The organism is Trinickia symbiotica (genome assembly GCF_002934455.1).
Taxonomy (GTDB): Bacteria; Pseudomonadota; Gammaproteobacteria; order Burkholderiales; family Burkholderiaceae; genus Trinickia; species Trinickia symbiotica.
The window spans coordinates 33,682-57,763 of sequence record NZ_PTIR01000014.1 but is presented as its reverse complement, the minus strand read 5'-3'; the positions used below and the strand labels follow the sequence as shown (position 1 = coordinate 57,763).

The window sequence follows — 24,082 nt, the reverse complement described above, 5'->3', positions numbered from 1 at the left end:
CGTCTCCTTCCTCTTTACTACGCCTGCAGTTGCGCGTCGCGCGGCCGATGGGTCGCCTCTTTGCCGGGCGCGCAGACATAAGCGTGCAGATCGCGGGCGAAGCCGTCCAAATCTTCGGACAGTTGCCGCTGCAAGCGGCCGAGGATGTTGTAGCCGAGCACGGCGGGAATGGCGACGACGAGGCCGAACGCCGTCATGATGAGCGCCTCGCCGACGGGCCCCGCCACGTTCTCGATGACGGCCTGCCCGCTTGCGGCAATGCTCGTCAGTGCGTGGTAGATGCCCCAGACCGTGCCGAGCAGGCCGACGAACGGCGCGGTGCTGCCGATCGAAGCAAGCAGGACATGGCCGAACTCGAGCCGCCGCCGTGACGCGGTCAGCGCCTGGCGCAGCGCCCGCGTGACGCGCTCAGAAAGTTCGACACGCGCGAGCATCGCATTGGGCGCGTACGCCTGCCCTGCTTCGAGCGCCGCTTCCGCCAGCGGTGCGAACACGCGCTCCTTGTCCGCGCCGCGAATCGCGAGCACGGCCTCCGAAAGCGTCGGCGCCTGCCAGAAGAGCGTCATGGCGCGCGGCCCCTGGCGCTTCGCTCGGACGAGCATCCAGCATTTCGCGATCAGGAAGCACCAGCTCGCCACCGACATCGCCAGCAGAAGGTAAGCCACGCCGTGCGTCACGGCGTCACCGGATTCCAGGTAGTGAAGCATGCCGGTGTTCACGATTCGATCCGAACTGAAAATGCGTTGTCTCGGGACAGGACGTCGTCGGCTTTTCGGCTCAGCGCCGTAACGCCGCCGTGACGCCGCCGTGCGTCCTCGTTCGCCCGAGTGTAGCGCACGAGCCGCGTCGGCCGCGTGACAAAACCGGAGAAATCGACGAAATCGGGAAAATCGCCCGCCTCAAGGCCTGTCGGCGCGTCAGCGCAGCCCGAGGACGTCCTGCATGTCGTAGAAGCCCGCATCGCGCCCGGCGAGAAAGTGTGCCGCACGCAGCGCTCCTTGCGCATACGAGACGCGGCTCGCCGATTTGTGCGTGATCTCGATGCGCTCGCCGGCACCGGCGAAAAGGACCGTGTGATCGCCGACGATGTCGCCGCCCCGGATCGCGGAGAAGCCGATCGTCGACGGATCGCGCTCGCCCGTGATGCCGTGCCGGCCATAGACGGCGCAATCGTCGAGCTTGCGCCCGAGTGCGCCGGCGACGGCCTCGCCCATCATCAGCGCGGTGCCCGAAGGCGCATCGACTTTGTGGCGGTGATGCGCCTCGATGATCTCGATGTCATAGCCTTGGGCGAAGTATGGTGCGGCGAATTCGAGCAGCTTCAATGTGACGTTGACGCCGATGCTCATATTGGCCGCGAAGACGATGCCGATTTTCTCGCCGGCGCGCGCGAGCGCCTGCTTTTGGCTCGCATCGAAGCCCGTCGTGCCGATCACCAGTTTGACGCCGTGGCGCAGCGCCGCCTCGACGTGCGCCATCGTGCCCTCGGGACGCGTGAAGTCGATCAGGCAATCGGAGGCGGCGAGCACGCTGTCGATGTCGCCCGTGAGTGCGACGCCGGTTTTCTTGCCGAGAAACGCGCCCGCGTCCTCGCCTATCGTCTGAGCATCGCGGCGATCGAGCGCGCCGGTAAGCGTCGCGTCCGGATCGTTCAGCACCGCTTCGATCAGCATCCGGCCCATTCGGCCCGATGCGCCCGCTATGGCGATTTTCATCGGCACGCTGTCCTCACGAAGAACTGGCGGACGACGAACCCGAGCGCGCGCCGCTGCCCGACCCGTTGCTGCTTTCCGTGCCGGCCGGCCCGACCGGCTGACTTTGATCGGGCGAAGCCGGCTGCGGCTGGCGATGAAACTGGAACTGCGGCGTCGCGCCGCCGGGCCCGCCCGGCGAAGGATTGCCCGAGCGCACTGAAGGCGTCCCGCCGGTGGGCGACTGCACCTGGTTGACGGCACGGTTGGCCGCCTGCGCGGCTTGAGCGTTCGGATCGGCGCCGGCGCCCGAAGCCGCCGTGGGTGCAGAGGCTTCGGCCGCCGCGGACGCGCTCGCCGCCGACGCGGCCGGTGCTGCCGCACTGGCGGGGCTCGCGATCGCCGCGACCGTTTTCGCCTTCTTGCCGCGCTTGTCGCCGTCGATGTCGGCGAGCAGCTCGAGTTCGGACGGCAAATCGTCGCCGCCCTCCCAGCTTGCGACGCGGTCATCCGCGAAGTGGACGATGAAATCGCGCTGCTGCACGACCGAGGTCGAGCCGCGCTTGAAATAGAACAGATAGTCCCAGCGATCGGCGTGGAACATGTCGGTCAAGAGCGGAGTACCGAGCGCGGTCTTCACCTCGGCGCGCGTCATGCCGACACGAAGCTTCGCGGCGGCTTCTTTCGAAACGAAGTTGCCCTGAACGACCGTGATCCGATAAGGCGTGATGCTTTGCGCGACGCGCTGCGTGAGGCTATCGTAGGTCGAACACCCGGCCAGAACGGCAATTGCCGCCATCACGGCGAAAGCGCCGCGCGCCATGCTGTTCGTTCTGCTCCCCCGATATATCTTCAAAACAAAATTTCGACTCATTTCACCCACCGTGCGGGCCTCCGTTTGCATCTTGAGCGTCTTTCCCCGAGGGGGTGCTCAGTATGCCTGGGGCGGCCCGGCGCATACTGAAGTGTGACCGGAAAAGCAAAAAACCATTACCATTGGAGCCCTGCATTGTACTCTAGGGACGCCGACCCATGACCAATCCCACGGATCTGAAAAATATAGGGCTCAAGGCGACTCTACCGCGCCTTAAGATCCTCGAGATCTTCCAGCGCAGCGCCGTTCGTCATCTGACCGCGGAAGACGTTTACCGAAATCTGCTGCAAGAGCAACTCGATATCGGGCTCGCCACTGTCTATCGCGTGCTCACGCAATTCGAGCAGGCGGGACTGCTCTCGCGCAGCAACTTCGAGTCAGGCAAGGCCGTCTTCGAGCTCAACGAAGGGAAGCATCACGATCACCTCGTCTGCATCGACTGCGGACGCGTCGAGGAGTTCTTCGACCCGGAGATCGAATCGCGCCAGCACTCGATCGCCGAAGCGCGCGGCTTCAAGCTCCAGGAACACGCGCTCGCGCTCTACGGCGCCTGCACGAAAGAAAACTGCCCGCACCGCAAGCACTGAACGGGCAGCGTTCCACTCCGGTACCCGACGCCGGCCAGCGTCGATGGACTTTCTGGCCGGCGCGGCGACTCTCCCGCTTACTTCGCGGTCCCGAGCGCGATGGCCGTATCGAGCATGCGGTTCGAGAAACCCCACTCGTTGTCGTACCAGCTCGACACCTTGACGAGACGGCCCGACACCTTCGTGAGCGTTGCATCGAACGTCGACGAAGCCGGATTGTGGTTGAAGTCGATCGAAACGAGCGGCGCGTCGTTGTAGGCCAGAATGCCCTTCAACGCTCCACCTTCCGACGCATCCTTCATGATCGAGTTGATCTCGTCGACGGTCGTATCGCGCTTGGCGATGAACGAGAGGTCGACGATCGACACGTTGATCGTCGGGACGCGGATCGCGTAGCCGTCGAGCTTGCCCGCGAGCTCGGGCAGCACAAGGCCGATCGCCGAGGCCGCGCCGGTCTTCGTCGGAATCTGGCTATGCGTAGCCGAGCGCGCGCGACGCAGATCCGAATGGTAGACGTCGGTCAGCACCTGGTCGTTCGTGTACGAGTGGATCGTCGTCATCAGGCCCGACTCGAGGCCGATCTTGTCGTTGAGCGGCTTGACGAGCGGCGCGAGGCAGTTCGTCGTGCACGACGCGTTCGAGATGACCGTATGGTCGGCTTTCAACGCCGTGTGGTTCACGCCGTAGACGATCGTCGCGTCGACATCCTTGCCGCCCGGCGCCGAAATCAGCACCTTCTTCGCGCCGGCCGCGAGGTGAGCACCTGCCTTTTCCTTCGACGTAAAGAGACCCGTGCACTCCATCACGACGTCGACGTTGAGCTCGCGCCACGGCAGCTCGGCCGGATTGCGATGTGCGAGCACGCGGATCTTGTCGCCGTTCACGACGAGGAACTCGCCCTCCACCGACACTTGCCCCGGAAACGGGCCGTGCGCCGTGTCGTACTTGGTCAGATGCGCGTTGGTGTTCGCATCGCCGAGGTCGTTGATCGCGACGATCTCGAGATCGTGCTTTTTGCCGCTCTCGTAGAACGCGCGCAGCGTGTTGCGGCCGATCCGGCCATAACCGTTGATTGCAACGCGAATCGTCATGCTGTTTCTCCTGATCTTGGGCTGAAAAATACGTTCGATGTTCGAAAGCCCGCCGGGCGCCTCAAGACTGCCTTGCGGGCGTTCCGCCGTTCTCGTCCTCTTATGAATCGAGCGCCGCCTTCGCCTGCGCGACGACATGCTCGACCGTGAAACCGAAGTGCTTGAAGAGCACGCCGGCCGGGGCCGATTCACCATACGTGTCGATACCGACCACGCCACCCTCGAGCCCGACGTACTTTCGCCAGTAGTCGGTCACGCCTGCCTCGATCGCTACGCGGCGCACGCCCTTCGGAAGCACGCGCTCGCGATATTCGGAGTCCTGACGGTCGAAGACCGTCGTCGATGGCATCGACACGACGCGCGCACCGATGCCCTCTCGCGCGAGCGGCTCGATCGCCTTCAAGGCGAGCTCGACTTCGGAGCCGGTCGCGATCAGGATGATTTTGCGCGCAACGATCTCGTCGTTCCAGTCGCGCAGCACATAGCCGCCTTTGGCGACGTTCGCGATCTGAGCGTCCGTGCGCGTCGTGAACGCCACGTTCTGGCGGCTGAAGACGAGGCACGACGGGCCGCGGTGCTCGACGGCCTGCGTCCACGCCACGGCCGTCTCGACCGTATCGGCCGGACGCCAGAGCGCCAGATTCGGGATCAGGCGCAGGCTCGCGAGATGCTCGATCGGCTGGTGCGTCGGGCCATCCTCGCCGAGTCCGATCGAATCGTGTGTGAAGACGAAGATCGAAGGCGCCTTCATCAGCGCGGCAACGCGCAGCGCGTTGCGGCTGTAGTCGGAGAACGTGAGGAACGTGCCGCCGAACGGCTTATAGCCGCCATGCAACGCAACGCCGTTGATGATGGCGCTCATGCCGAATTCGCGAACGCCATAGTTGATATGGTTGCCCCATTGGATGCCCGCGGCCGCGCCTTCGGCCGCGCGCACGGGCTTGCTCGCCTTCCAGTTGGTGAGGTTCGAGCCCGTCAGGTCGGCCGAGCCGCCGAGCAGTTCGGGCAGCGCCGCGGCGAGTCCTTCGATGGCTTGCTGCGAGGCCTTGCGCGTCGCGACCGTCTCGGCGCGCTCGTTCGCGCCCGCAATGATCGCCTGCGCCTTCGCGGCCCAGTCGGCGGGCAGTTGGCCCGCGGCGCGGCGCGCGAATTCGGACGCCTCTTGCGGATACTTGACCCGGTATTGCGCGAAGGCGTCGTTCCACTGCGCCTCGTTGCGCGCACCCTGCTCCTTCGCATCCCACGCCGCATAGACTTCCTGCGGAATGACGAACGGCTCCCATTTCCAGCCGATCGCCTCGCGCGTGGCCGCGACCTCGGCGGCGCCGAGCGGTGCGCCGTGCACGTCGTGCGTGCCCGCCTTCGTCGGTGCGCCCTTGCCGATTACCGTCTTGCAGCAGATCAGCGTCGGCCGGTCCGCGCGCTTGGCCGCTTGGATCGCGGCATCGACGGCCTCGACGTCATGACCGTCCACGGCGCGAATCACGTTCCAGCCGTAGGCTTCGAAACGTTTTGGCGTGTCGTCGTGGAACCAGTGCTCGACGTGGCCGTCGATCGAAATGCCGTTGTCGTCGTAAAGCGCGATGAGCTTGTTCAGCTTCAATGTGCCGGCGAGCGAGCACGCCTCGTGCGAGATGCCTTCCATCAGGCAGCCGTCGCCGAGGAACACGTAAGTGTGGTGATCGACGATCTTCGCATCGACCTTGTTGAATTCGGCCGCGAGGAGCGCTTCGGCAAGCGCCATCCCGACCGCGTTCGCAAGACCCTGGCCGAGCGGTCCGGTCGTCGTCTCGACGCCGGGCGTGATGCCGTATTCAGGGTGGCCGGGCGTCTTCGAATTGAGCTGGCGGAAGTTCTTCAGCTCTGCCATCGGCAACTCATAGCCGGTCAGATGCAGCAGCGAATACAGCAGCATCGAGCCGTGCCCGTTCGAGAGCACGAAGCGGTCGCGGTCGGCCCAGTGCGGATTCGCCGGATTGTGCTTGAGCTGCCGCGACCAAAGCGCGACGGCGATCTCCGCCATGCCCATCGGCATGCCGGGATGGCCTATGTTCGCTTGTTGCACGGCATCCATCGCGAGTGCGCGAATCGCATTCGCCATCAGGGCGGTCGGAGCGGGGGACGAGGTCGTCATGTCGGTGCGGAAGAACGAGTCGAGAAAGCGGGGCCGAAGGCGGACCGTCGCTCGGGCTGCGCGCTTTTCGGGCGTCGCCGGCGTGGGCCGCGAGGGCCACGGCGGGACGGCATCGGCCGCGCGGGCTCGCTGGACGCGACAGAAGCCGGGGAGCGAACGGACGGGGCTGCAAAGCGTGTAATTCTAACAGATAGCCACCGGGATTCCGGCCGCCGAACGTCCGCTGACCGCCGCCCTCGAGGGAGGGTCCGCTCCTATAATCGCGGGTTGTCACGCCCTGCACTTGCTGCCGCTACCGCGAGCGGCAGCTTTTCGACTCCGTTGCCATGCCCCGTTTCTTTCTCGATGCCGCCATCCATTCGGGTGACGTTCTCACGCTGCCCGACGACGTGGCGCGCCATGTTCAAGTGCTGCGCCTCAATGCGGGCGACACGCTGACGCTCTTCAACGGCCAAGGAGGCCAATATGCCGCGCGGCTCGCCGAAGTCGGCCGGCGCAGCGCCGTCGTCGAAGTCGGCGAATTTTCGGCGGTCGATGTCGAGCCGCCTTACGAAATCACGCTCGCGCAAGGCGTAGCGGGCGGGGACAAGATGGACTGGCTCATCGAGAAGGCGGTCGAGCTCGGCGCGGCGCGCTTCGTGCCGCTCGCGACGGCAAGAAGCGTAGTCCGGCTCACCGGCGAGCGCGCCGCGCGCCGACAGGCGCACTGGCAAGCGCTCGTTCAGTCCGCGTGCGAGCAGTGCGGCCGCAACCGTGTGCCGGCGGTCGAAGCGCCGAACGAATTCATGCGCTGGCTGGAGGGGTTACCCGCCGCCACTGCCGAAGGCGAGCTACGGCTCATGCTCTCACCGCGCGCGCAGCTTCCGTTCGCTGCGTTGCCCGCTGCGGCACCGAGCGCCGCGGTTACGCTGCTGATCGGTCCGGAGGGGGGGCTTTCACCGGAAGAGGAAGACGCCGCCGCTGCGCGCGGTTTCACGGCACTCTCGCTCGGCCCGCGTCTGTTGCGCACCGAGACCGCCGGGATTGCGGTGCTAGCCGCGCTTGCGGCGCGCTGGGGTGGCTGGTAGCACCTGGGCCTGCTAGCTGTTGCCGACCTCGAGGCTGTACCAGGTCGGCACCAGGCGCTTCACGAGCCCCTCGACGCGCACGACGCTCTCGATAAGGTCGATCGCTTGTCTCGCCGAAGGCGGCGGCGCTGGTGACTCGTATATTTTGTCATTGCTCTCACGAGCAGCGTGCTCGATTTCGATCCGATCGTCGATATCCAGTTCAAGGCCTACGTGGTCCAAAAGCGTCCCGATAGCGCGTATGCGATGGCCGTCACCACCCGTTGGCGCGAGCGCGTGCAGGTACAGGAAGCCAATCGCTAAAGCATGGACCGCCTCATAGGCGAGCGCGTAGCGGACGATCGGGGGCTGCTTCGCATCTTTCGCTGACTGTAGAAACGATGCGGCGTTTCGCCGGAACTGCGCTGCATTGCTAGCTTTGAAGATTGTTGGCCGAACGTACTTTGCGTTAAGCATGTTCGTCAGCTTGTCTGTGAGTGGGAGTGGAAACATCGAGCGGTATCTTGGGACCTTGATCGATCGAATGTAATACAGGGTCCGTTGCGCGCTTCGCATCCCATTCTTCTTTCGGATAAACGCTCACGTGAATCTCGCGCCCGAGCTCGCCACCCGCCACATCGAGCTCTCGTTGCACACGCCCAGTCCGAACATCGCCGACAACCATGACGTCGACGTCACTTGCCGCGGTTGCTGCCCCGCTGGCTATGGAGCCGAAGATAAAGGCCTGCACGATCTTGTCGCGGATTGGCGCGAGCGCACGCTCGAGAGGCTCCTTGACGCCGAAACTCTTCACCGCGATCCGCCGGAGTTCCGGGTAGAGCGGATGACCCGGATTGATGCGATACCGACGCTGCTTACGGTCAGTTTCCACGTCTATCACGCGCGCGTCGCACAGCGTTCTCAGAAATGCTTGCGTCGAGCTTCGCCCCCCTTCCGCAAGCTCGAAGAATTCCGATAGCGAAAAGCTGCGATCAGGGTTCAATAGCAGAGGGCCAAGGATGCGCTGTTGCTTCGGTGTAAGCAGGAAATCAGCGAGCATTCGTACCTCTTTCAGGTAACAAGTTACCTAAACATGGTAACTCATCATCAGCCTGTGCGTACCTTAATCAGGTATGAAGTTACCCTTTTTCGGTAAAATCGTTCGATAGCGTCCAGACGAAAGAAAGGCCTGCGCGGCGGCAGGCCTTGTAATCTGACAGCGTTGGCTATCGCCGATCCGGCGGCGGAGCAGCTCGCGTTTATCCCGCTCAGGCGAACGAGTAGAAGACGCGGAATGCCACTTTGCGCTCGGCCCAGAACTCGGCCGCTTCGCGGAACACGTCGAGCAGCGTCTCGCGTCCCTCCTTGTCGAACTTCTGCGCGATCGGCAGCGCTTCGAGCACGATGACGAATCCCGGCTGCGCACCCGCCTTGTCCACCAAATCGGTCAGACAGTCATAAAGCGCGTCGTAGTTCTTGCCGAAATGCTTCGGAAACAGGAACGACGTCGCGATCGTCTCGAGCACCTCCTGCTTCGAAGCCGCGCCGCCGCAATAGGCGTAGAGGAAATGCTGGCCCAGCCGGCCCGCCTCGTCGGCGAGATCCTGCACGCGGAACGCCCGGATCGACTGCACGATGTTCGGCCGCACCGTCGCGAATAAGCTCATAGGCTCCTCTTTCGATGAACGTCCGGGCTCGTCCTCAGGTTGCGCGCCCTGCCCGCGCTCGACCTTGCGCATTTGCATGACGCGCTGAAAAAGATTGCCGTCGCCGGCCGCGAACAGATCCGTCGCGACTTGCGAATCGTGCGCGTAGATGTTGTCGCTCATGCCGCTCATCCCGATATCATTCAACAATGCGTTTAAAACTGTTGTAGTGGTCGTCCGAATAAAAACAGTTGTCGGTCCGCCTCGGCGGTCCGCCACAGACGATGCGGCGGGCGCCGCGATTTCTGGCGCGCGGCGTAGGAACCGTGTATTCGTGGTAATAGCCGCGCGGGCGCGCCGGCAACAGCCGTTCGAAGTTGCCGAACACCACGCCATCCTTCGCGTAGGGATAGGGCCCGCCGGACGCGATCAAGTTCAATGTGTCTACCGCCTCGCCCGGCAATTGCGCCCGCGCGACGGTTGGGCCGACCCGTCCTGCCTCGCCATAACCGTGAGCCGGCTCGCGCGCGAGCGCGACCTGCCACCCGAACGGCTCCACGGCGCCCGGAACGAAACTCCCGAAGCCACCGAGCACAGCCGCCACCAGCAAGCCGACGAACATTCCGCCGCGCTTTCTCGCCGCTGCCGCGCCTCCCCGCGCGCTCTTCTTCATTGATCGGCCCGATTTCCCTGCTTTCGTTTCTCGACGTGAACGACCACGAAAAGCGTAAGGGTATCTCTAACGGTCCTCGGAAGCAATCTTTGTGTGGAAAATGAAAGGTTTACGCGCGCCGAGTGCCTGGATCGGCAGTTCGTCTCGGCGATTCCGCGTATCTTTTTATCTTTTACGAGGAATTTTTATCTAGTTTACGTTAAGCTAACAGTGACGGCTCCGATCGCGACGGGTTTTTGCCTCCTCGTCGCTGGTTCCGAACCTGGGAGTCGTCGTTTCACGCTTTTGGGCGGCAATCCTCTCTATCGCCCACGGCGTGCCCATCGCGGGCACGCCGTTTTTTTTGCTCGTCGTTTTTCCGCCGGCCGCTCGAGGATCTCCGTTCGAGAGCCCGTCTGCTCCTCGCGGCGGTGCGGTACTTGCGTTAGCGCGCAGCGTTGGCGTCCGCCACGAGCAGCGCCGTCATGTTGACGATTCGCCGCACTGTGGCCGAAGCCGTCAGCACGTGCACGGGCTTGGCCGCGCCGAGCAGGATCGGGCCGATCGCGACGTTGTTGCCGGCCGCGGTCTTGAGCAGGTTATACGCGATGTTGGCGGCATCGATGTTCGGCAGCACAAGCAGATTGGCGTCGCCCTCCAGTGTCGATTCGGGCAGCACCTCGCGCCGCAGATTCGAATCGAGCGCAACATCGCCGTGCATCTCCCCGTCGACCTGCAGATCGGGCGCCCGCTCCTTCAGCAGCGCGAGGGTGTCGCGCATTTTTTGCGCCGACGGTGCGTTGCTCGTACCGAAATTCGAGTGCGACACGAGCGCGATCTTCGGCTCGATACCGAAACGCCGCACTTCCTCGGCCGCCATGATCGTGATCTCCGCCAACTGCTCGGGCGTCGGATCGACGTTCACGTGCGTATCCACGAGGAAGATCTGCCGCCCCGGCAGCACGAGCGCATTCATCGCGGCATAGACGCTGCAGCCGGGCCGCTTGCCGATTACCTGGTCGATGAAGTGCAAATGCCGATGCGTCGTGCTGATCGTGCCGCACATCATCCCGTCGGCCTCGCCCTTCTCGAGCAGCATCGATCCGATCAGTGTCGTGCGCCGACGCATTTCGAGCTTCGCCATCTGCTGGCTGATGCCCTTGCGCGCCATCATGTGCGCGTACGTCTGCCAGAAATCGCGGTAGCGCTCGTCATGTTCCGTATTGACGATCGTGAAATCGACCCCTGCCGCAAGCCGCAATCCGTAGCGCTCGATCCGGTTTTCGATGACGGCGGGCCGGCCGATCAGGATCGGCGTGGCGATCTTCTCGTCCACGAGGATTTGCACCGCGCGCAGCACGCGCTCCTCCTCGCCCTCCGCGAAGACCACGCGCTTTTTCTCGGGCGCCACGGCGCGCGCCTGCTGGAACACCGGCTTCATCGTCGTGCCGCTGTGGTAGACGAACTGCTGCAGGTGCTGCTTATAGGCCTCCATGTCCTCGATCGGCCGCGTGGCCACGCCCGAATCCATCGCGGCTTGTGCCACGGCGGGGGCGATCTTCACGATGAGGCGCGGATCGAACGGCTTCGGAATCAGGTAGTCTGGTCCGAACGAAAGGTCCTGAATCCCGTACGCCGTGGCCACGATGTCGCTCTGTTCCTGGCGCGCGAGCTCGGCGATCGCATTGACGGCCGCGATCTCCATCTCCCGCGTGACCGTCGTCGCGCCCGCGTCGAGCGCGCCGCGGAAGATGAACGGGAAGCAGAGAACGTTGTTGACCTGATTGGGATAGTCGGTGCGTCCCGTGGCGAGCACGGCGTCGGGCCGCACTTCGAGCGCGACTTCCGGGAGAATTTCGGGCGTCGGGTTGGCGAGCGCGAGGATCAGCGGCTTGTCGGCCATATGCTTGACCATCTCAGGCTTCAGCACGCCGCCGGCCGACAGGCCGAGGAAAATGTCCGCGCCCTCGATCACCTCCGCGAGCGTGCGCGCGGACGTCTCGCGCGCGAACCGCTCCTTGTCCGGATCCATCAGCTCAGTACGCCCCTTGTAGACCACCCCGGCCAGGTCGGTCACGAAGATGTTCTCGAGCGGCAGCCCAAGATCGACGAGCAGGTCGAGGCACGCGAGCGCCGCCGCGCCGGCGCCCGAAGCGACGAGCTTGACCTTGCCGATCTCCTTGCCGACCACCTTCAGCCCGTTCAGAACCGCGGCGGCCACCACGATGGCGGTGCCGTGCTGGTCGTCATGGAAGACGGGAATCTTCATCCGCTTGCGGCATTCGCGCTCAACGATGAAGCAGTCCGGCGCCTTGATGTCCTCGAGATTGATCCCGCCGAACGTCGGCTCGAGCGCCGCGATGACGTCGACGAGCTTATTCGGGTCCGGCTCGTTGATTTCGATGTCGAAAACGTCGATGCCGGCAAACTTCTTGAACAGCACCGCCTTGCCTTCCATGACCGGTTTCGACGCGAGCGGGCCGATGTTGCCGAGCCCCAGCACGGCGGAGCCGTTCGTCACGACGCCGACCAAATTGCTGCGCGCCGTGAAGCGCGCCGCGTTGAGCGGGTTCTCGACGATCTCCTCGCACGCGAACGCGACGCCCGGCGAATACGCGAGCGCCAGGTCGCGCTGGTTGATCATCTGCTTGGTCGGCGCGATCGCGATCTTGCCGGGAGCGGGGAACTCGTGATAGTCGAGCGCGGCGTCGCGCAGTTTGCTTTTCGCGGGATTCGTAGACATGAGAAGAAAAATCCAGGCGTCGGGGCCGATTAGAATAGGAGGTCGACGCATTGTAGCGCCATTCCCAAGCCCGTCCGCGCGGGCTTGGTACGGCCTAGGCCATCCGGCCAGCCGTTTCGCGGCCGCTACCGCGATCCGCGACGATCGTCGTCGTTTTTGCGACTATCACCCCGAAACATGCCGCTTTCAGAGTTTTCCCTTATCGACCGTTTCTTCGCGCACCGGGCCCGTGCCCACGCCGGGACCGCGACTTCCCCGGCGGCGACGCTCGGCATCGGCGACGATTGCGCGCTCCTCGCGCCGCGGCCCGGCGAGCTTCTCGCCGTGTCGACGGATATGCTCGTCGAGGGCCGGCATTTTTTGCCCGATACCGATCCGCATGCGCTCGGTCACAAGGCGCTCGCCGTGAACCTGTCGGATCTGGCCGCGATGGGCGCGAAGCCGCGCGCGTTCACGCTCGCACTCGCGCTCGAGACGCCGCGCGAGACCTGGCTCACAGCCTTCGCCGACGGCATGTTCGAGTTGGCCGAGCGTTTCGGCTGCGAGCTCGTGGGCGGCGACACGACGCGCGGGCCGCTCAATCTCTGCCTGACCGTCTTCGGCGACGTGCCGGTCGGCGCCGCATTACGCCGCGACGGCGCGCAAGCGGGGGACGATATATGGGTATCGGGCACGCTAGGCGATGCGCGCGCGGGTCTCGCGCTGCTGCGCGATGAATGGCCTGGCGCGCCCCATGGCAAAGAGGGTTCGGCTCAGGTCGACGACGCGGCGTTCCTGCACCGCGCGCTCGAGCGCCCCGAGCCGCGGGTCGCGCTGGGCCTCGCGCTGCGCGGACTTGCCCATGCCGCGCTGGATATCTCGGACGGTCTCGCGGGTGATCTCATGCATATCCTCGAGCGCTCGCGCGTCAGCGCGATCGTCGACGTCGACGCCGTGCCGCGCTCGAGCGCGCTCCAAAAGCTGCCGCGCGACACGCAATTGCGTTGCGCGCTCGCGGGAGGCGACGACTACGAGCTCTGTTTCACGGCGCCGCCCGACGCACGCCGTGCGATCGCGGCGGCCGGCGAGCGCGCGCGCGTCGCCGTCACACGCATCGGTACAATAACCGCCTTGCGCGACGCGGCCGGCGCGCCGTCGATCGCCTGGCACGACGCGGCCGGCGCGCCGCTCTCTCTGACGTTGCACGGATTCGATCACTTCAATGCAGACTGACCCGACGCTTAGCGACGGCGCCCAAACCGAACTGCCGCCGGAAGGGCCGCGGCGCGCGACGGCGCGCTTCATGCTCTCGCATCCGTTTCATCTCGTTTCGCTCGGATTCGGCAGCGGTCTGTCGCCGATCGCCCCGGGTACGGTCGGAACGCTCTTCGCCTGGGTCTCGTTCGCGGCGCTAGCGGGGCGCCTGACTGTCACGGAATGGGCGGCGCTCATCGCGATTGGCTTTTTCGCCGGCATCGGCCTCAGCGGATTCACCGCCAAAAAGCTCGGCATCGGCGATCCGTCGCCCGTCGTCTGGGATGAAATCGTCGCCTTTTGGCTCGTTCTGCTTTTCGTCACGCCCGAGCCGTTCGTCGGCCAGCTTTGGGCGTTCGTCATCTTTCGCTTCTTCGACATGGTCAAGCCGCCTCCGGTCCGCTACTTCGACAGGCGTTTCTCAGGCGGCTTCGGCATCATGATCGACGATCTCGTCGCGGCGTTTCTGACGCTGTTCGTCATCGCGCTCTGGCGCATAACGATCTGATCGTACGAGAACACGCACGCGCGTTTCGCCCCGCTTCAACCGAATACAAGCCGGAATCCGAGCCATGGCCACCGATTCAGTCGTCCACCAACTTGCCGTACGCGTCGGCAACAAGCTACGCGATACGCGGCTCATGCTCGCCACCGCGGAATCGTGCACGGGCGGCATGGTCGCCACGGCGATCACCGACATTTCGGGCAGCAGCGGCTGGTTCGAGCGCGGCTTCGTCACGTATTCGAATCAGGCGAAAACCGAGATGATCGGCGTGCCGGCCGAGCTCATCGACAAGCATGGCGCCGTCAGCGAACCCGTCGCGCACGCGATGGCCGAAGGCGCGCTGCGCAACAGCCGCGCGCAGGTCTCGGTCGCGATCACGGGGGTGGCCGGTCCCGGCGGCGGAACCGAAACGAAGCCTGTCGGCATGGTCTCGTTCGCCTGGAGCAACCGGCTTCATACGTCGGTCGAGACGCTCGTCTTCAAAGGCGATCGCAAGCAGATCCGGACGCAGGCCGCCGCTCATGCGTTGCGCGGCCTGCTCTCCTTCCTCGACGAGCAGGAGCGTTGAACGGTTGAGCGCGTTGAAAGTACGCTGCGCTGACGCGGCTCAGCGGTAGAGATTGATCTTGTCGCGCGTTTCCTGAGCGGCGCGCGCGGCCGCCTGCGCGAAGTCGTCGCCTTTGCCGGCATAGAGGATCGCGCGCGACGAGTTGATCATCATCCCGACGCCGTCTTTCGTGCGGCCGGCGCGTACCGTCGCCTCGACGTCGCCGCCTTGCGCGCCGATGCCCGGAATCAGCAGCGGCATATTGCCGACGATGCCGCGCACCACCTCGATTTCGTTCGGGAACGTGGCGCCGACGACGAGCGCGAGCTCGCCCGCCGCATTCCATTTTTCGGCGGCCAGCTGCGCAACCGTTTGGTAGAGCGGTCTTCCGCCCACATCGAGAAACTGCAGGTCGGAGCCGCCCGGGTTCGACGTGCGGCACAGGACGATCACGCCCTTACCTTCGTGCGCGAGATAAGGCTCGATCGAATCGAAGCCCATGTACGGATTGACCGTCACGGCGTCGGCCCGATAACGCTCAAACGCCTCGCGCGCGTACTGCTCCGCCGTGCTGCCGATGTCGCCGCGTTTCGCGTCGAGGATGACGGGCAGGCCCGGGTGCTTCTCGTGGACGTGAGCGATCAGTTGCTCGAGCTGGTCTTCGGCGCGATGAGCCGCGAAATAGGCAATCTGCGGCTTGAAGGCGCTCGCATAGGGCGCCGTCGCATCGACGATCGCCCGACAGAAATCGAATATTGCGTCGCTGCGATTCGCGAACGCGCCCGGAAAACGCGACGGTTCGGGATCGAGCCCGACGCAAAGCAGCGAGCCCGTGCGGCGCCACGCCTCGTCGAGCGTTCGGACGAAGGACGGATTGGGAGACATGAGGAAACGCCCGGTCGGGCGGTGGTCGTCGGAGAAGGTGCGTATTCTAAACGCCCACGCGCGCCACGGTGAATCGAAACTCGCGCGTGAGCCGCTCGCCCGGCCCGAGCACCGTCATCCCGTGCGCATCGGCGCCGCCCGGAAGATTCACGGCGTTGATTGGATGATCGACGGGTTCGAAGCAAAAGAAATTCTCGCCCGGCGGCGTGTAAAGCACGTAATAGTCGGCGTTCGCGGCAATCGTCAGCGACAGGCGCCGCGTGGGCCAAACGACGGCCGCGTGGCCGCTCCAGTCCGTGAACGCATGGTTGACGAGCGTGTCGGGCAGCGGATAGGCAACGCCGAACTGCCAGGCCGGCGGCGCCTGCACGTGACGCACGGGCAGCCAGTCGTCGTCCGAAAGCCACAGCCCGCTTGCCGCCGCCGACAGATGCGTTTTCTCGTCGCGCGACAGAAACGGATGCAGGCCGAGCCCGAACGGCATCCGTTCGCGCCCTGCATTCTCGACGGTAAGCCTTATCCGCAACGTCGCGTCATCGAGCGCGTATGAGAGCGTGGCGCGATAAGCATAGGGACGTGCGCGGCTGCGATCGAGGACGAGCGTCGCGCGCACGGCATCGCTTTCGACGAGCTCCCACGCTTGCAGCCAGCCGTCGCCATGGATCGGCAGCGCTTCGTGGGGGCAGGTGCGTGGCACGTCGACCGAGCGGCCGCCGAACGCAAAGCGCGCGCCGCCGATTCGGTTCGAATAGGGGACGAGCGGATAGCAGCCGAGCGTGTTCGGATCGGCGCCGACCTCCACCGACGCCGCGCGGCGGAATATCGGCGTCGGTGCATCGCCGTTGCCGCGCCAATCGAAGCACGTGATCGCGCCGCCGAGCGAAGGGGCGATGTCGAGCCGCAGTTGCGGCGTGGCGAGGGTGACCGTCTCGCTCTCGCGAGCTTTGCCGAGACCGCGCGCCATCGCCGAGGTGCTGGGCCCCGGCCGCACGGGCTGCGCGATCGCCGCCAGCTTGGCGCGGCGCGCGGCGGAAGGCGTCGCGCCCCTGGCAGAGGTGGGTACGCTAGTCGATGCGGCTGGCGCCGTGGCGGTCGTGCCGTCGGTATCCGCTGCGGTCATCGTTCGCTCCCAGGGTCTGTTTGCGTATGGAGGCGGGAGGCCCTCGGCGCGTTACCGGCGACCCCCGATTGGTCTGCGAAAGGCGGCACTGCTTCCCGCCTTTGTCTCTTTATTTATTGGTCGGTTCCGCTCGTTGCTGAATTAGTGCGACGACGTAACCGCTCGCTAGGATCGGCGCACGCCGACGAACACCGGCTCCGGCAACCCGCGGCGCGCGACCGTCGCCGCGAACACGCCGCCCGACGAACGCTCGGCGGCGAGCGTCGCCGCGTCGAGCCCGACGCGCGCCGTCGTCACGTAAAGCGTGCCGAGCCGTGCACCGCCGAGCGCGACGCAGCTCGGCTGCCGAGCCGGCACGAGCACCCGCTCGGTTTCGCTGCCCTGCGCGTCGTAGCGAACGACGCGCCCCGCTCCCCATTGCGCATTCCAGAGCCCACCCTCGATATCGATGGTCGATCCGTCCGGCTCGCCGTCGGCATCCGCGAGCCGCACGAAGACGCGCGGCTGGCCGACATGGCCGTCGGCGCCGTAGTCGCAGGCGAGGATCTCGCGCGTAGGCGAATCGCAAAAGTACATCGTCGAGCCATCGGGACTGAATGCGATGCTGTTGGAGATCGCGGGCGCCGGCAACGGCAGTCTTTCGACAGACAAATCGCGGTTGAGCCGATAAAAGCCGCCGATCGGTTGGGGCTTGTCCGCTTCGTCCTTCGTGCCGAACACGAAGCGCCCCTGACGGTCGCAGCGCCCGTCGTTGACGCGCGTATTCAGATTGGGCTCCACCTTGGCGATCGTCGTGATTTCGCCCGTCGTCAGATCGAAAAAAGCGAGTTGCGAGGCAAGACCGAGCAGCAGCGCTCGCGGATCGGCGGTCAATGCGAATGTGGCTAGCCGCTCGGGCATGCGCCACGAAGAACGCTCGCCCGTCGCCGGATCAAAGCGCCACAGTTGCGCGCCTTCGATATCGACCCAATAGAGCCGCCCGCTGCGCGCACACCAGGTCGCGCCCTCGCCGAGCACGCATTTCGTGTCGACGGCGAGTGATGCGCGCAAGGTACGCCCGCTTCCGCGTTCTTGCTCGCGCCCCGTCATGCCCAGCCCCCATCGACGATAAAATCCTGCGCCGTCACCATGCGGCTATCGTCGGCCGCAAGAAAGAGCGCCATCCGCGCGAGGTCCTCGGGCATCACCTCGCCGTCGAGGCATTGCCCCGCCTGGAGCGCTTTCAGCCCCGCTTCGTCGAGCCAGAGCCGCCGCTGCTTTTCCGTCATGACCCAGCCGGGCACGAGCGTGTTCACGCGAATGCCGAAGGGGCCGAGGTCACGCGCGAGCGCATGCGTCAGTCCGGCGATCGCCGCCTTCGCCGTCAGATAGACGGGCATGCCGCCTTGTTTCAGCATCCAGCTGATCGAGCCGAGATTGATGATCGAACCCCCGCCGCGCGCTTTCATGTCGTCGGCGACGGCCTGCGCCGCAAAGAATTGATGGCGCAGATTGACGGCAATGCCGGCATCGAACGATTCGGGCGTGACTTCGGCGATCGAATGCCGCCGGTCGTTCGCCGCGTTGTTGACGAGCACGGCGATCGGGCCGAACGCGCTTCTCGCATCGGCGATGGCGCCTTTCAACGCGCCGATGTCCGTGATATCGCACGAGAGGAAAAGCGGCTTCGCGTGCGCCTCGCCGAGCGCGTCGGCGAGCGCTTCGCCCGACGACGTATCGATGTCGCAAAACGCGACGCGGGCGCCCTGCTGCGCGAAATGCGCAACGAACGAGGCGCCGATGCCGGTCGCGCCGCCGGTGACGAACACCGTGCGGTCGACGAGGCTCGGGTAGCTCGCGTAAGGCCCGGGCTCGGGATGATCGGGTAGCGCCATGATCGAGAGTCTCCTTCTACACTGAGACGGCCGCGCTCACGCTCAATCGCGCGAGCCGCGGTTCTTCAACTGGTCGAGCAACACGGCGGCGAGCAGGATCGCGCCACGCACGAGGTATTGATAGAACGCGTCGATGTTGAGCAGGTTCATCACGTTCTCGACGGTGCCCATGATGAGCACGCCGATCACGACACCCGAAATCGTCGCGCGGCCGCCGAGCAGCGAGACGCCGCCCAGCACGCAGGCCGAGATCACATTGAGCTCGAAGCCCTCGGCCGCATTGGGCTGCCCCGACGTGATGCGCGATGCGAGGATCACGCCCGCGAGCGCCGTCACGGCACCCTGAACGAGGAAGATGATGACGCGCGTGCGCTCGACGTTGATGCCGGCGAGCCGCGAGGCTTCCGGGTTGCCGCCGATCGCGAGGGTATTGCGGCCGTAGACGGTCTGGTTGAGCATCACGCCGAACACGATGAAGCAGACGAGCGTGACCCAGATCGGCAGCGACACGCCAGCGAGCGTCAGCCCGCCCATTGCGATGAACGTGTCGGACGAGACGCCGACGGCCTGGCCGTGCGAGACGATGAAGCCGAGCCCGCGCACGATCTCCATCGTCGCCAGCGTCGTGATCAGCGCGTTGATGCGCAGATAGGCGATGACGGCGCCATTGACGAAACCGATCACCGAGCCGGCGGCGACGGCCGCGACGATCGCGAGAAACGTGTTGTTCGTCGCATTGAGGACCATCGCGCAGAGCACGCCCGCGAACGCGACCGTCGAGCCGACCGAGAGGTCGAAGTCGCGCGATGCCAGGCAGAACATCATGGTGCAGGCAACCATGCCGATCTGCGAGATCGACAGCGCGAGGCCGAGCATGTTCTCGATCGAGAAGAAGTGATCGACCGTCAGCGACGTCGTGATGAACATCACGGCGAAGATGAGGATGAGGCTGTATTCGGTGATCTGCTGCCACCATTTCTGCCGATCGCTCGGCTGGGGAATCAGCGCGTCGGCGGCGTGCTTCGCCGCCGAGGTCGCCAGGTTTTCTCTTGCTTGCATTTCGTCGCTCCTTCGACCCGTATTCACGGGCTCCTATTCTGTCCACACCCTCTTGCGCACTGCGCGCCACCTTCACGGCGGCGCGCGTGAGCCGGCTCGTCACGCGGCTTCGCGCGGCACCTCTTGTTCTGAGCGCGTGCCTTGCGGCAGCGCGAGGCTCAAAAGCGCCGCTTCGCTCGCTTTCTCGCGCACCACTTCTCCCGAGATGCGGCCTTCGCGCATGACGACGATGCGGTCCGATACGCCGAGCACTTCCGGCAGCTCCGACGAGATCATCACGACGGCGCAGCCGCGTTCGGCGAGCTCGTAGATCACGTTGTAGATCTCGTGCTTGGCGCCGACGTCGATGCCGCGCGTCGGCTCGTCGAGAATCACGACCTTGAGGTCCGGTTCCGCGAGCCAGCGCGACAGGATCGCCTTTTGCTGGTTGCCGCCCGAGAGCAGACGGATCCGCTGCTTGCGGTGCGGCGTCTTGATCTTGAGCAGCTTGATGAAACGGTCCGCCGTCTCGGCCTCCTTCGCGCGATCGAGAAAGAGTCCGGCGCGCAAATCGTGACGGCGGCAGCTGATGTTGATGTTCTCGGCCACCGACGCCAGCGCGACGATGCCCTCCTCCTTGCGGTCCTCGGGGCACAGCACGATGCCCTGGCGAATCGCCTGCCCGGGGCTCTTCACGCTGATGGCCCGCCCGTCGAGCGAAAGCCGTCCACCGCGTTTTTTCTCCGCGCCGTAGACTAGGCGCATGAGCTCGCTGCGCCCGGCGCCGACGAGCCCGAAAAAGCCGAGAATTTCGCCCGCGTGAACCTCGAAGCTCACCGGCGCGGACAGACCGCGCCCCTCGATGCCGTCGACAGCCAGACGAACCGCGCCGTGTTCGCGCGGCCGATAGTCGTAGATATCCGTGATCTCGCGCCCGACCATCTCCGAGACGAGCGTTTCGCGCGGCACCTCATGGAGCGAGTGGTGCGACGCCACCTTGCGGCCGTCGCGAAAGATCGTGCACGAATCGCAGAGCTCGTAAATCTCGTCCATCCGGTGCGAGATGTAGACGAGCGCGCGGCCGTCGACCTTCAAATCGCGCACGAGCTTGAAGAGCACTTCGGTCTCGCGATGCGAAAGCGAGCTCGTTGGCTCGTCGAGCGCGATGACGCGCGCGTTGCGCAAAAGCGCCTTGCAGATCTCCACCATCTGCCTCTGCGCGATCGAAAGGCGCCCGAGCTTGGCGTTCGGATCGAGGTCGACGCCCATCGCCGCGAGCCGCTCGCGCACGAAGCGCTGCGCGCCGCGCTTGTCGACCCAGCCGAGCGCGTTCGGCAGGCGACCGAGCAGCAGATTCTCCGCCACCGTGAGATCGGGCACGTATTGCAGTTCCTGATGGATGACGGCGATGCCGGCCGCGATCGAAGCGGCGGCGCTCGAAAACCGCACTTCCTTGCCGTCGATCATGACGCGGCCCGAATCCGGCTGGTACTCGCCGCCGAGCACCTTGAGCAGCGTCGATTTGCCCGCGCCGTTCTCGCCCATGAGGCCGTGCACTTCGCCGGCGTTCACGTCGAACGAAACACCGTCGAGCGCACGCACGCCCGGAAAGACCTTGCCGATGTTGTCAAAACGCAGCGTTGCTGACATGTTGCTTCACCTTGCACTGAATGAAACGTCCGCGCCGGTTGCGCGGGCGCGCCTCTTTCTCTCATGAGGCGCGCCGGCGGCCGGCCCGGTTCGGCCGCGCCTGTTACTTCGAAGCGAGACCCATCTTCTCGCGCACTTCATTGACGTTGTCACGCGTGGCCAGCATGCCCGTCGTCAGCGTGAGCTTCGGCGGCTCCTTGCCTTGGGTGATCCATGCGTACATCAAGTCGGACGTTTCTTCGCCGTGACGCTTCGGACTGATGATCACCGTGCCGAAGAAACCCGTCGGATTCGGCTTCTTGAACTCGTTCAGAGCCGAATCCGAGCCGCCGATGCCGACGCCGATCATGTTGTCGGCCTTGAAGCCACGGCCTTCCGCCGCGCGCACGGCGCCGAGCACCCCTTCGTCGTTCAGCGCATAGGCCACCCAATGCTTGAATTGCGGGTTCTTCGTCAGCGCGATGTTGGCCGCGTTGAACGCGTTCTCCGTATCGGTCTTGGCTTGCGGCGCCTTGATGATGTTCGCCGCGGGGAAGCCCGCCTTCAGGAGTGCGTCGGTGGCGCCCGTCGTACGGTCGTGGGCCGTCGGCAGCTGTTCGTATGTGACGTCGATCGCGCCGACATCCTTCATATCCCAGCCCCGCTTCTTGATCTCGGCGGCGATCGCATCACCCACTTGCTGGCCGATGTTGTAGGCCGAAATGCCCATATGCGGCACCGATTCGATCGGCTTGCCCGAGCCGTCGACGAGACGATCGTCCACGGTCATCATCTTGAGCTTGTCGGCCTTCGCCTTGGCAACGATGCCGGGCCCGAGCTTCACGTCCGGCGTGCAGATGATGAAGCCCTGCGCCTGTTGGGCGGCCAGGTTGTCGATCGCGCTCATCACTTTCTCGCCCGAGGGCGCGCCGATCTTGACGAGCGTGAACCCGTCCTTCTTGGCGGCCTGCTCGGCAAACTTCCACTCGTCCTGGAACCAGGGCTCTTCCGGCTGCTTGACGAGGAAGCCGATCTTGACCTGGTCCGCCGCCTGCGCGGCCGGTGCGCCCGCGAGCATCGTACCCGCCGCAATGGCTGCCAGCGTGAGGATCATTCTGCGCTTCATGTGCATGTCTCCTGCTAATTGAAGGTGTGGGCCGCATCTTGTTTGTGTCGGATGGCTCACGCGGCCAGTGGGTCATCCGAATTGAGACTCTTGTCGTCTTGCTCGTCGTCTTCCGATTGCCTCGCTCGTTTGTCGATCGCTCCTCGTCGTTCGAGCATCGGCGGCGCTCCGCTCTCAATCGTGGTACAGCGCCGAGCGGCCTCCATCGACGGTGATGCAACTCGCGTTGATGAATGGCGCCTCGTCGGACGCGAGGAACACCGCCGTCATCGCCACCTCCTCGGGCTGCCCGATCCGCTTCATCGGCTGCAGGTCGAGCGTCGCGCGGCGGGCCGCCTCCGCGTCGGGCTGCGCATCCCACCAATCGCGCGTCAGTTGCGTTTCGATGTAGCCGGGCGCGATCGCATTGACGCGCACCTGCCGCGCCGCGTATTCGATCCCGAGCGCACGAGTGAGGCCAATCACGCCGTGCTTCGCGACCGGATACGGAAAGCAGCCCGGGATGATCTTGAAAGAATGCGTCGAGGCGATGTTTACGATGCTGCCGCGCCCGCGTTCGACCATGCCCGGCAGCACGGCCCGACATCCGTTCCAGACACCGTCCAGATCCACCGCGAAACAGCGCCGCCAGTCTTCGTCGGTCATCGTCAGCGGATCGCAGAAGACGTTGATGCCGGCGTTGTTGACGAGCACGTCGAGCGGGCCGAAGGTGCGCTCGGAGGCGGCGACGGCTTCGCGCACTGAAGTCGCGTCGGTCACATCGGTCCGCACGGCGAGCGTTCGCGCCCCGGGCGTCTCGCGCTCGATGGCGGCAGCCGTCTGGCCGGCCGTTTCGGCATCGAGCTCGGCCAGCACGACGGCCGCGCCCTCGCGGGCAAACGCATGCGCGATCGCGGCCCCGATGCCGCGGCCGGCACCCGTAATCAACGCGATCTTGCCCGCCAGCCTGCCCATCACGTCGACTCCGCGCGCGCCGTGCGCAACCCGTCGATGAACGCACCCGCATTCTTCGCCGTGAGGTCGGCGTCCTGTCCCGGGCGATAGAGCGCCGAGCCAAGGCCGAAGCCGTCGGCGCCCGCCGCGAGGAACGGCGCCATGTTGTCGGGCGTGATGCCCCCGACGGGCACGAGCGGCACTCGCTTCGGCGTCACCGCGCGCCATGCCTTCACGACATGCGTGCCGAGCTGCTCGGCCGGAAACATCTTGAGCGCGTCCGCGCCCGCAACGAGCGCGGCGAACGCTTCGGTCGGCGTCGCGACGCCAGGCGTGCAGGCAAGCCCGCGCGCTTTCGCGGCCCGAATGACGGCGGCATCGGCATGAGGCATGACGATGAGCTCGCCGCCCGCGTCCGCGACATCGTCGACGAACTCAGGCCGCAACACCGTGCCGGCACCGACGATCACGTCATCGGGCAAGGCGCCGCGCAGCGCCGCGATGCTCGCGAACGGCTGCGGCGAGTTGAGCGGCACTTCGATCAGGCGAAAACCGGCGTCGTAAAGCGCCTGCCCGTGCGCCGCGACCTCAGCCGGCGTCACGCCGCGCAGTATCGCGATCAGCGGGCATGCCGAGAAAGCGGCGACGAAACCCGGATGCGGCCGGTACGGCGCGGGGAGGTCGATGTCGGTTTGTCGATCAGTCGTGGCCATGTTGGCGAATCCCAT

General features: G+C 65.3%; 24 protein-coding genes. 5 read left to right on the top strand and 19 right to left on the bottom strand.

What is annotated here, in order from left to right:
• Positions 1 to 17: 17 nt before the first annotated feature.
• The 3 genes from B0G57_RS19650 to B0G57_RS19635 form a co-directional block, all read right to left on the bottom strand.
• Positions 18 to 707 carry a MotA/TolQ/ExbB proton channel family protein gene (locus B0G57_RS19650; RefSeq protein WP_018439898.1) on the bottom strand — a complete coding sequence of 230 codons (690 nt, stop codon included), beginning with the start codon at positions 705 to 707 and terminating at the stop codon, positions 18 to 20.
• Between the two features lie 210 nt (positions 708 to 917).
• Positions 918 to 1,715, bottom strand: coding sequence for a 4-hydroxy-tetrahydrodipicolinate reductase (dapB, locus tag B0G57_RS19640; protein ID WP_026229526.1), 798 nt, complete (start codon positions 1,713 to 1,715; stop codon positions 918 to 920).
• Between the two features lie 13 nt (positions 1,716 to 1,728).
• The gene (locus B0G57_RS19635) at positions 1,729 to 2,514 is read right to left on the bottom strand and encodes an outer membrane protein assembly factor BamE (protein WP_018439896.1); all 786 of its coding nucleotides are present in this window, start codon (positions 2,512 to 2,514) and stop codon (positions 1,729 to 1,731) included.
• Positions 2,515 to 2,723: 209 nt separating this feature from the next.
• On the opposite strand from B0G57_RS19635, the gene fur reads away from it, so the two are divergent.
• Entirely contained in the window at positions 2,724 to 3,152 is a 429-nt protein-coding gene (gene fur, locus B0G57_RS19630; protein WP_018439895.1) for a ferric iron uptake transcriptional regulator, read from the top strand.
• A gap of 77 nt (positions 3,153 to 3,229) precedes the next feature.
• On the opposite strand, the gene gap is transcribed toward fur, so the two are convergent.
• Positions 3,230 to 4,243: a type I glyceraldehyde-3-phosphate dehydrogenase gene (gene gap, locus B0G57_RS19625; RefSeq protein WP_018439894.1), complete on the bottom strand. Its 1,014-nt coding sequence runs from the start codon at positions 4,241 to 4,243 to the stop codon at positions 3,230 to 3,232.
• Positions 4,244 to 4,343: 100 nt separating this feature from the next.
• On the bottom strand, positions 4,344 to 6,377 hold the full coding sequence (tkt, locus tag B0G57_RS19620) for a transketolase (protein WP_035468438.1): 2,034 nt from the start codon (positions 6,375 to 6,377) through the stop codon (positions 4,344 to 4,346).
• Between the two features lie 326 nt (positions 6,378 to 6,703).
• Here tkt and B0G57_RS19610 point away from each other — a divergent pair, with 326 nt between their 5' ends.
• Positions 6,704 to 7,444, top strand: coding sequence for a 16S rRNA (uracil(1498)-N(3))-methyltransferase (locus B0G57_RS19610; RefSeq protein ID WP_018439891.1), 741 nt, complete (start codon positions 6,704 to 6,706; stop codon positions 7,442 to 7,444).
• A 12-nt stretch (positions 7,445 to 7,456) separates the two neighbouring features.
• Here B0G57_RS19610 and B0G57_RS31410 read toward each other — a convergent pair whose 3' ends face one another.
• The 5 genes from B0G57_RS31410 to B0G57_RS19585 all read right to left on the bottom strand — a co-directional run bounded on the left by B0G57_RS31410 (position 7,457) and on the right by B0G57_RS19585 (position 12,464).
• The gene (locus B0G57_RS31410; RefSeq protein WP_199189641.1) at positions 7,457 to 7,999 is read right to left on the bottom strand and encodes a hypothetical protein; all 543 of its coding nucleotides are present in this window, start codon (positions 7,997 to 7,999) and stop codon (positions 7,457 to 7,459) included.
• On the bottom strand, positions 7,893 to 8,483 hold the full coding sequence (locus B0G57_RS32375) for a nucleotidyltransferase domain-containing protein (RefSeq protein ID WP_018439889.1): 591 nt from the start codon (positions 8,481 to 8,483) through the stop codon (positions 7,893 to 7,895). The genes B0G57_RS31410 and B0G57_RS32375 overlap by 107 nt, the downstream gene beginning before the upstream one ends.
• 208 nt (positions 8,484 to 8,691) lie before the next feature.
• Complete coding sequence (locus tag B0G57_RS19595) at positions 8,692 to 9,252, bottom strand: barstar family protein (protein WP_026229525.1); 561 nt, start codon at positions 9,250 to 9,252, stop codon at positions 8,692 to 8,694.
• Between the two features lie 16 nt (positions 9,253 to 9,268).
• A complete protein-coding gene (locus B0G57_RS19590) occupies positions 9,269 to 9,691 on the bottom strand; it encodes a ribonuclease (protein ID WP_026229524.1) in 423 nt (140 codons plus the stop codon).
• A 475-nt stretch (positions 9,692 to 10,166) separates the two neighbouring features.
• On the bottom strand, positions 10,167 to 12,464 hold the full coding sequence (locus B0G57_RS19585) for an NADP-dependent malic enzyme (protein ID WP_018439886.1): 2,298 nt from the start codon (positions 12,462 to 12,464) through the stop codon (positions 10,167 to 10,169).
• A gap of 177 nt (positions 12,465 to 12,641) precedes the next feature.
• Between B0G57_RS19585 and thiL the strand changes: the two genes are divergently transcribed.
• The 3 genes from thiL to B0G57_RS19570 all read left to right on the top strand — a co-directional run bounded on the left by thiL (position 12,642) and on the right by B0G57_RS19570 (position 14,770).
• Positions 12,642 to 13,676 (top strand): thiamine-phosphate kinase, encoded by a 1,035-nt coding sequence (gene thiL, locus B0G57_RS19580; protein WP_018439885.1) that lies wholly within the window; start codon positions 12,642 to 12,644, stop codon positions 13,674 to 13,676.
• Positions 13,666 to 14,205, top strand: a complete 540-nt coding sequence (locus B0G57_RS19575) for a phosphatidylglycerophosphatase A family protein (protein WP_018439884.1) — start codon at positions 13,666 to 13,668, stop codon at positions 14,203 to 14,205. The genes thiL and B0G57_RS19575 overlap by 11 nt, the downstream gene beginning before the upstream one ends.
• A gap of 64 nt (positions 14,206 to 14,269) precedes the next feature.
• Positions 14,270 to 14,770, top strand: a complete 501-nt coding sequence (locus B0G57_RS19570; RefSeq protein ID WP_018439883.1) for a CinA family protein — start codon at positions 14,270 to 14,272, stop codon at positions 14,768 to 14,770.
• Positions 14,771 to 14,809: 39 nt separating this feature from the next.
• On the opposite strand, the gene pyrF is transcribed toward B0G57_RS19570, so the two are convergent.
• The 9 genes from pyrF to B0G57_RS19525 all read right to left on the bottom strand — a co-directional run bounded on the left by pyrF (position 14,810) and on the right by B0G57_RS19525 (position 24,067).
• Entirely contained in the window at positions 14,810 to 15,634 is an 825-nt protein-coding gene (gene pyrF, locus B0G57_RS19565; protein ID WP_018439882.1) for an orotidine-5'-phosphate decarboxylase, read from the bottom strand.
• A gap of 46 nt (positions 15,635 to 15,680) precedes the next feature.
• Positions 15,681 to 16,754: an aldose 1-epimerase gene (locus B0G57_RS19560; protein ID WP_018439881.1), complete on the bottom strand. Its 1,074-nt coding sequence runs from the start codon at positions 16,752 to 16,754 to the stop codon at positions 15,681 to 15,683.
• Positions 16,755 to 16,919: 165 nt separating this feature from the next.
• Entirely contained in the window at positions 16,920 to 17,843 is a 924-nt protein-coding gene (locus B0G57_RS19555) for an SMP-30/gluconolactonase/LRE family protein (protein WP_018439880.1), read from the bottom strand.
• Positions 17,840 to 18,628, bottom strand: coding sequence for an SDR family NAD(P)-dependent oxidoreductase (locus B0G57_RS19550; protein WP_018439879.1), 789 nt, complete (start codon positions 18,626 to 18,628; stop codon positions 17,840 to 17,842). The genes B0G57_RS19555 and B0G57_RS19550 overlap by 4 nt, the downstream gene beginning before the upstream one ends.
• A 42-nt stretch (positions 18,629 to 18,670) precedes the next feature.
• Positions 18,671 to 19,687: an L-arabinose ABC transporter permease AraH gene (gene araH, locus B0G57_RS19545; RefSeq protein WP_018439878.1), complete on the bottom strand. Its 1,017-nt coding sequence runs from the start codon at positions 19,685 to 19,687 to the stop codon at positions 18,671 to 18,673.
• Between the two features lie 99 nt (positions 19,688 to 19,786).
• Complete coding sequence (gene araG / locus B0G57_RS19540; RefSeq protein ID WP_018439877.1) at positions 19,787 to 21,316, bottom strand: L-arabinose ABC transporter ATP-binding protein AraG; 1,530 nt, start codon at positions 21,314 to 21,316, stop codon at positions 19,787 to 19,789.
• A gap of 103 nt (positions 21,317 to 21,419) precedes the next feature.
• Complete coding sequence (locus B0G57_RS19535; protein ID WP_020566098.1) at positions 21,420 to 22,421, bottom strand: arabinose ABC transporter substrate-binding protein; 1,002 nt, start codon at positions 22,419 to 22,421, stop codon at positions 21,420 to 21,422.
• A 174-nt stretch (positions 22,422 to 22,595) separates the two neighbouring features.
• Entirely contained in the window at positions 22,596 to 23,375 is a 780-nt protein-coding gene (locus B0G57_RS19530; RefSeq protein ID WP_018439874.1) for an SDR family oxidoreductase, read from the bottom strand.
• Positions 23,375 to 24,067 (bottom strand): 2-dehydro-3-deoxy-6-phosphogalactonate aldolase, encoded by a 693-nt coding sequence (locus tag B0G57_RS19525; RefSeq protein WP_026229523.1) that lies wholly within the window; start codon positions 24,065 to 24,067, stop codon positions 23,375 to 23,377. Before B0G57_RS19525 ends, B0G57_RS19530 begins: the two co-directional genes overlap by 1 nt.
• Positions 24,068 to 24,082: the final 15 nt, after the last annotated feature.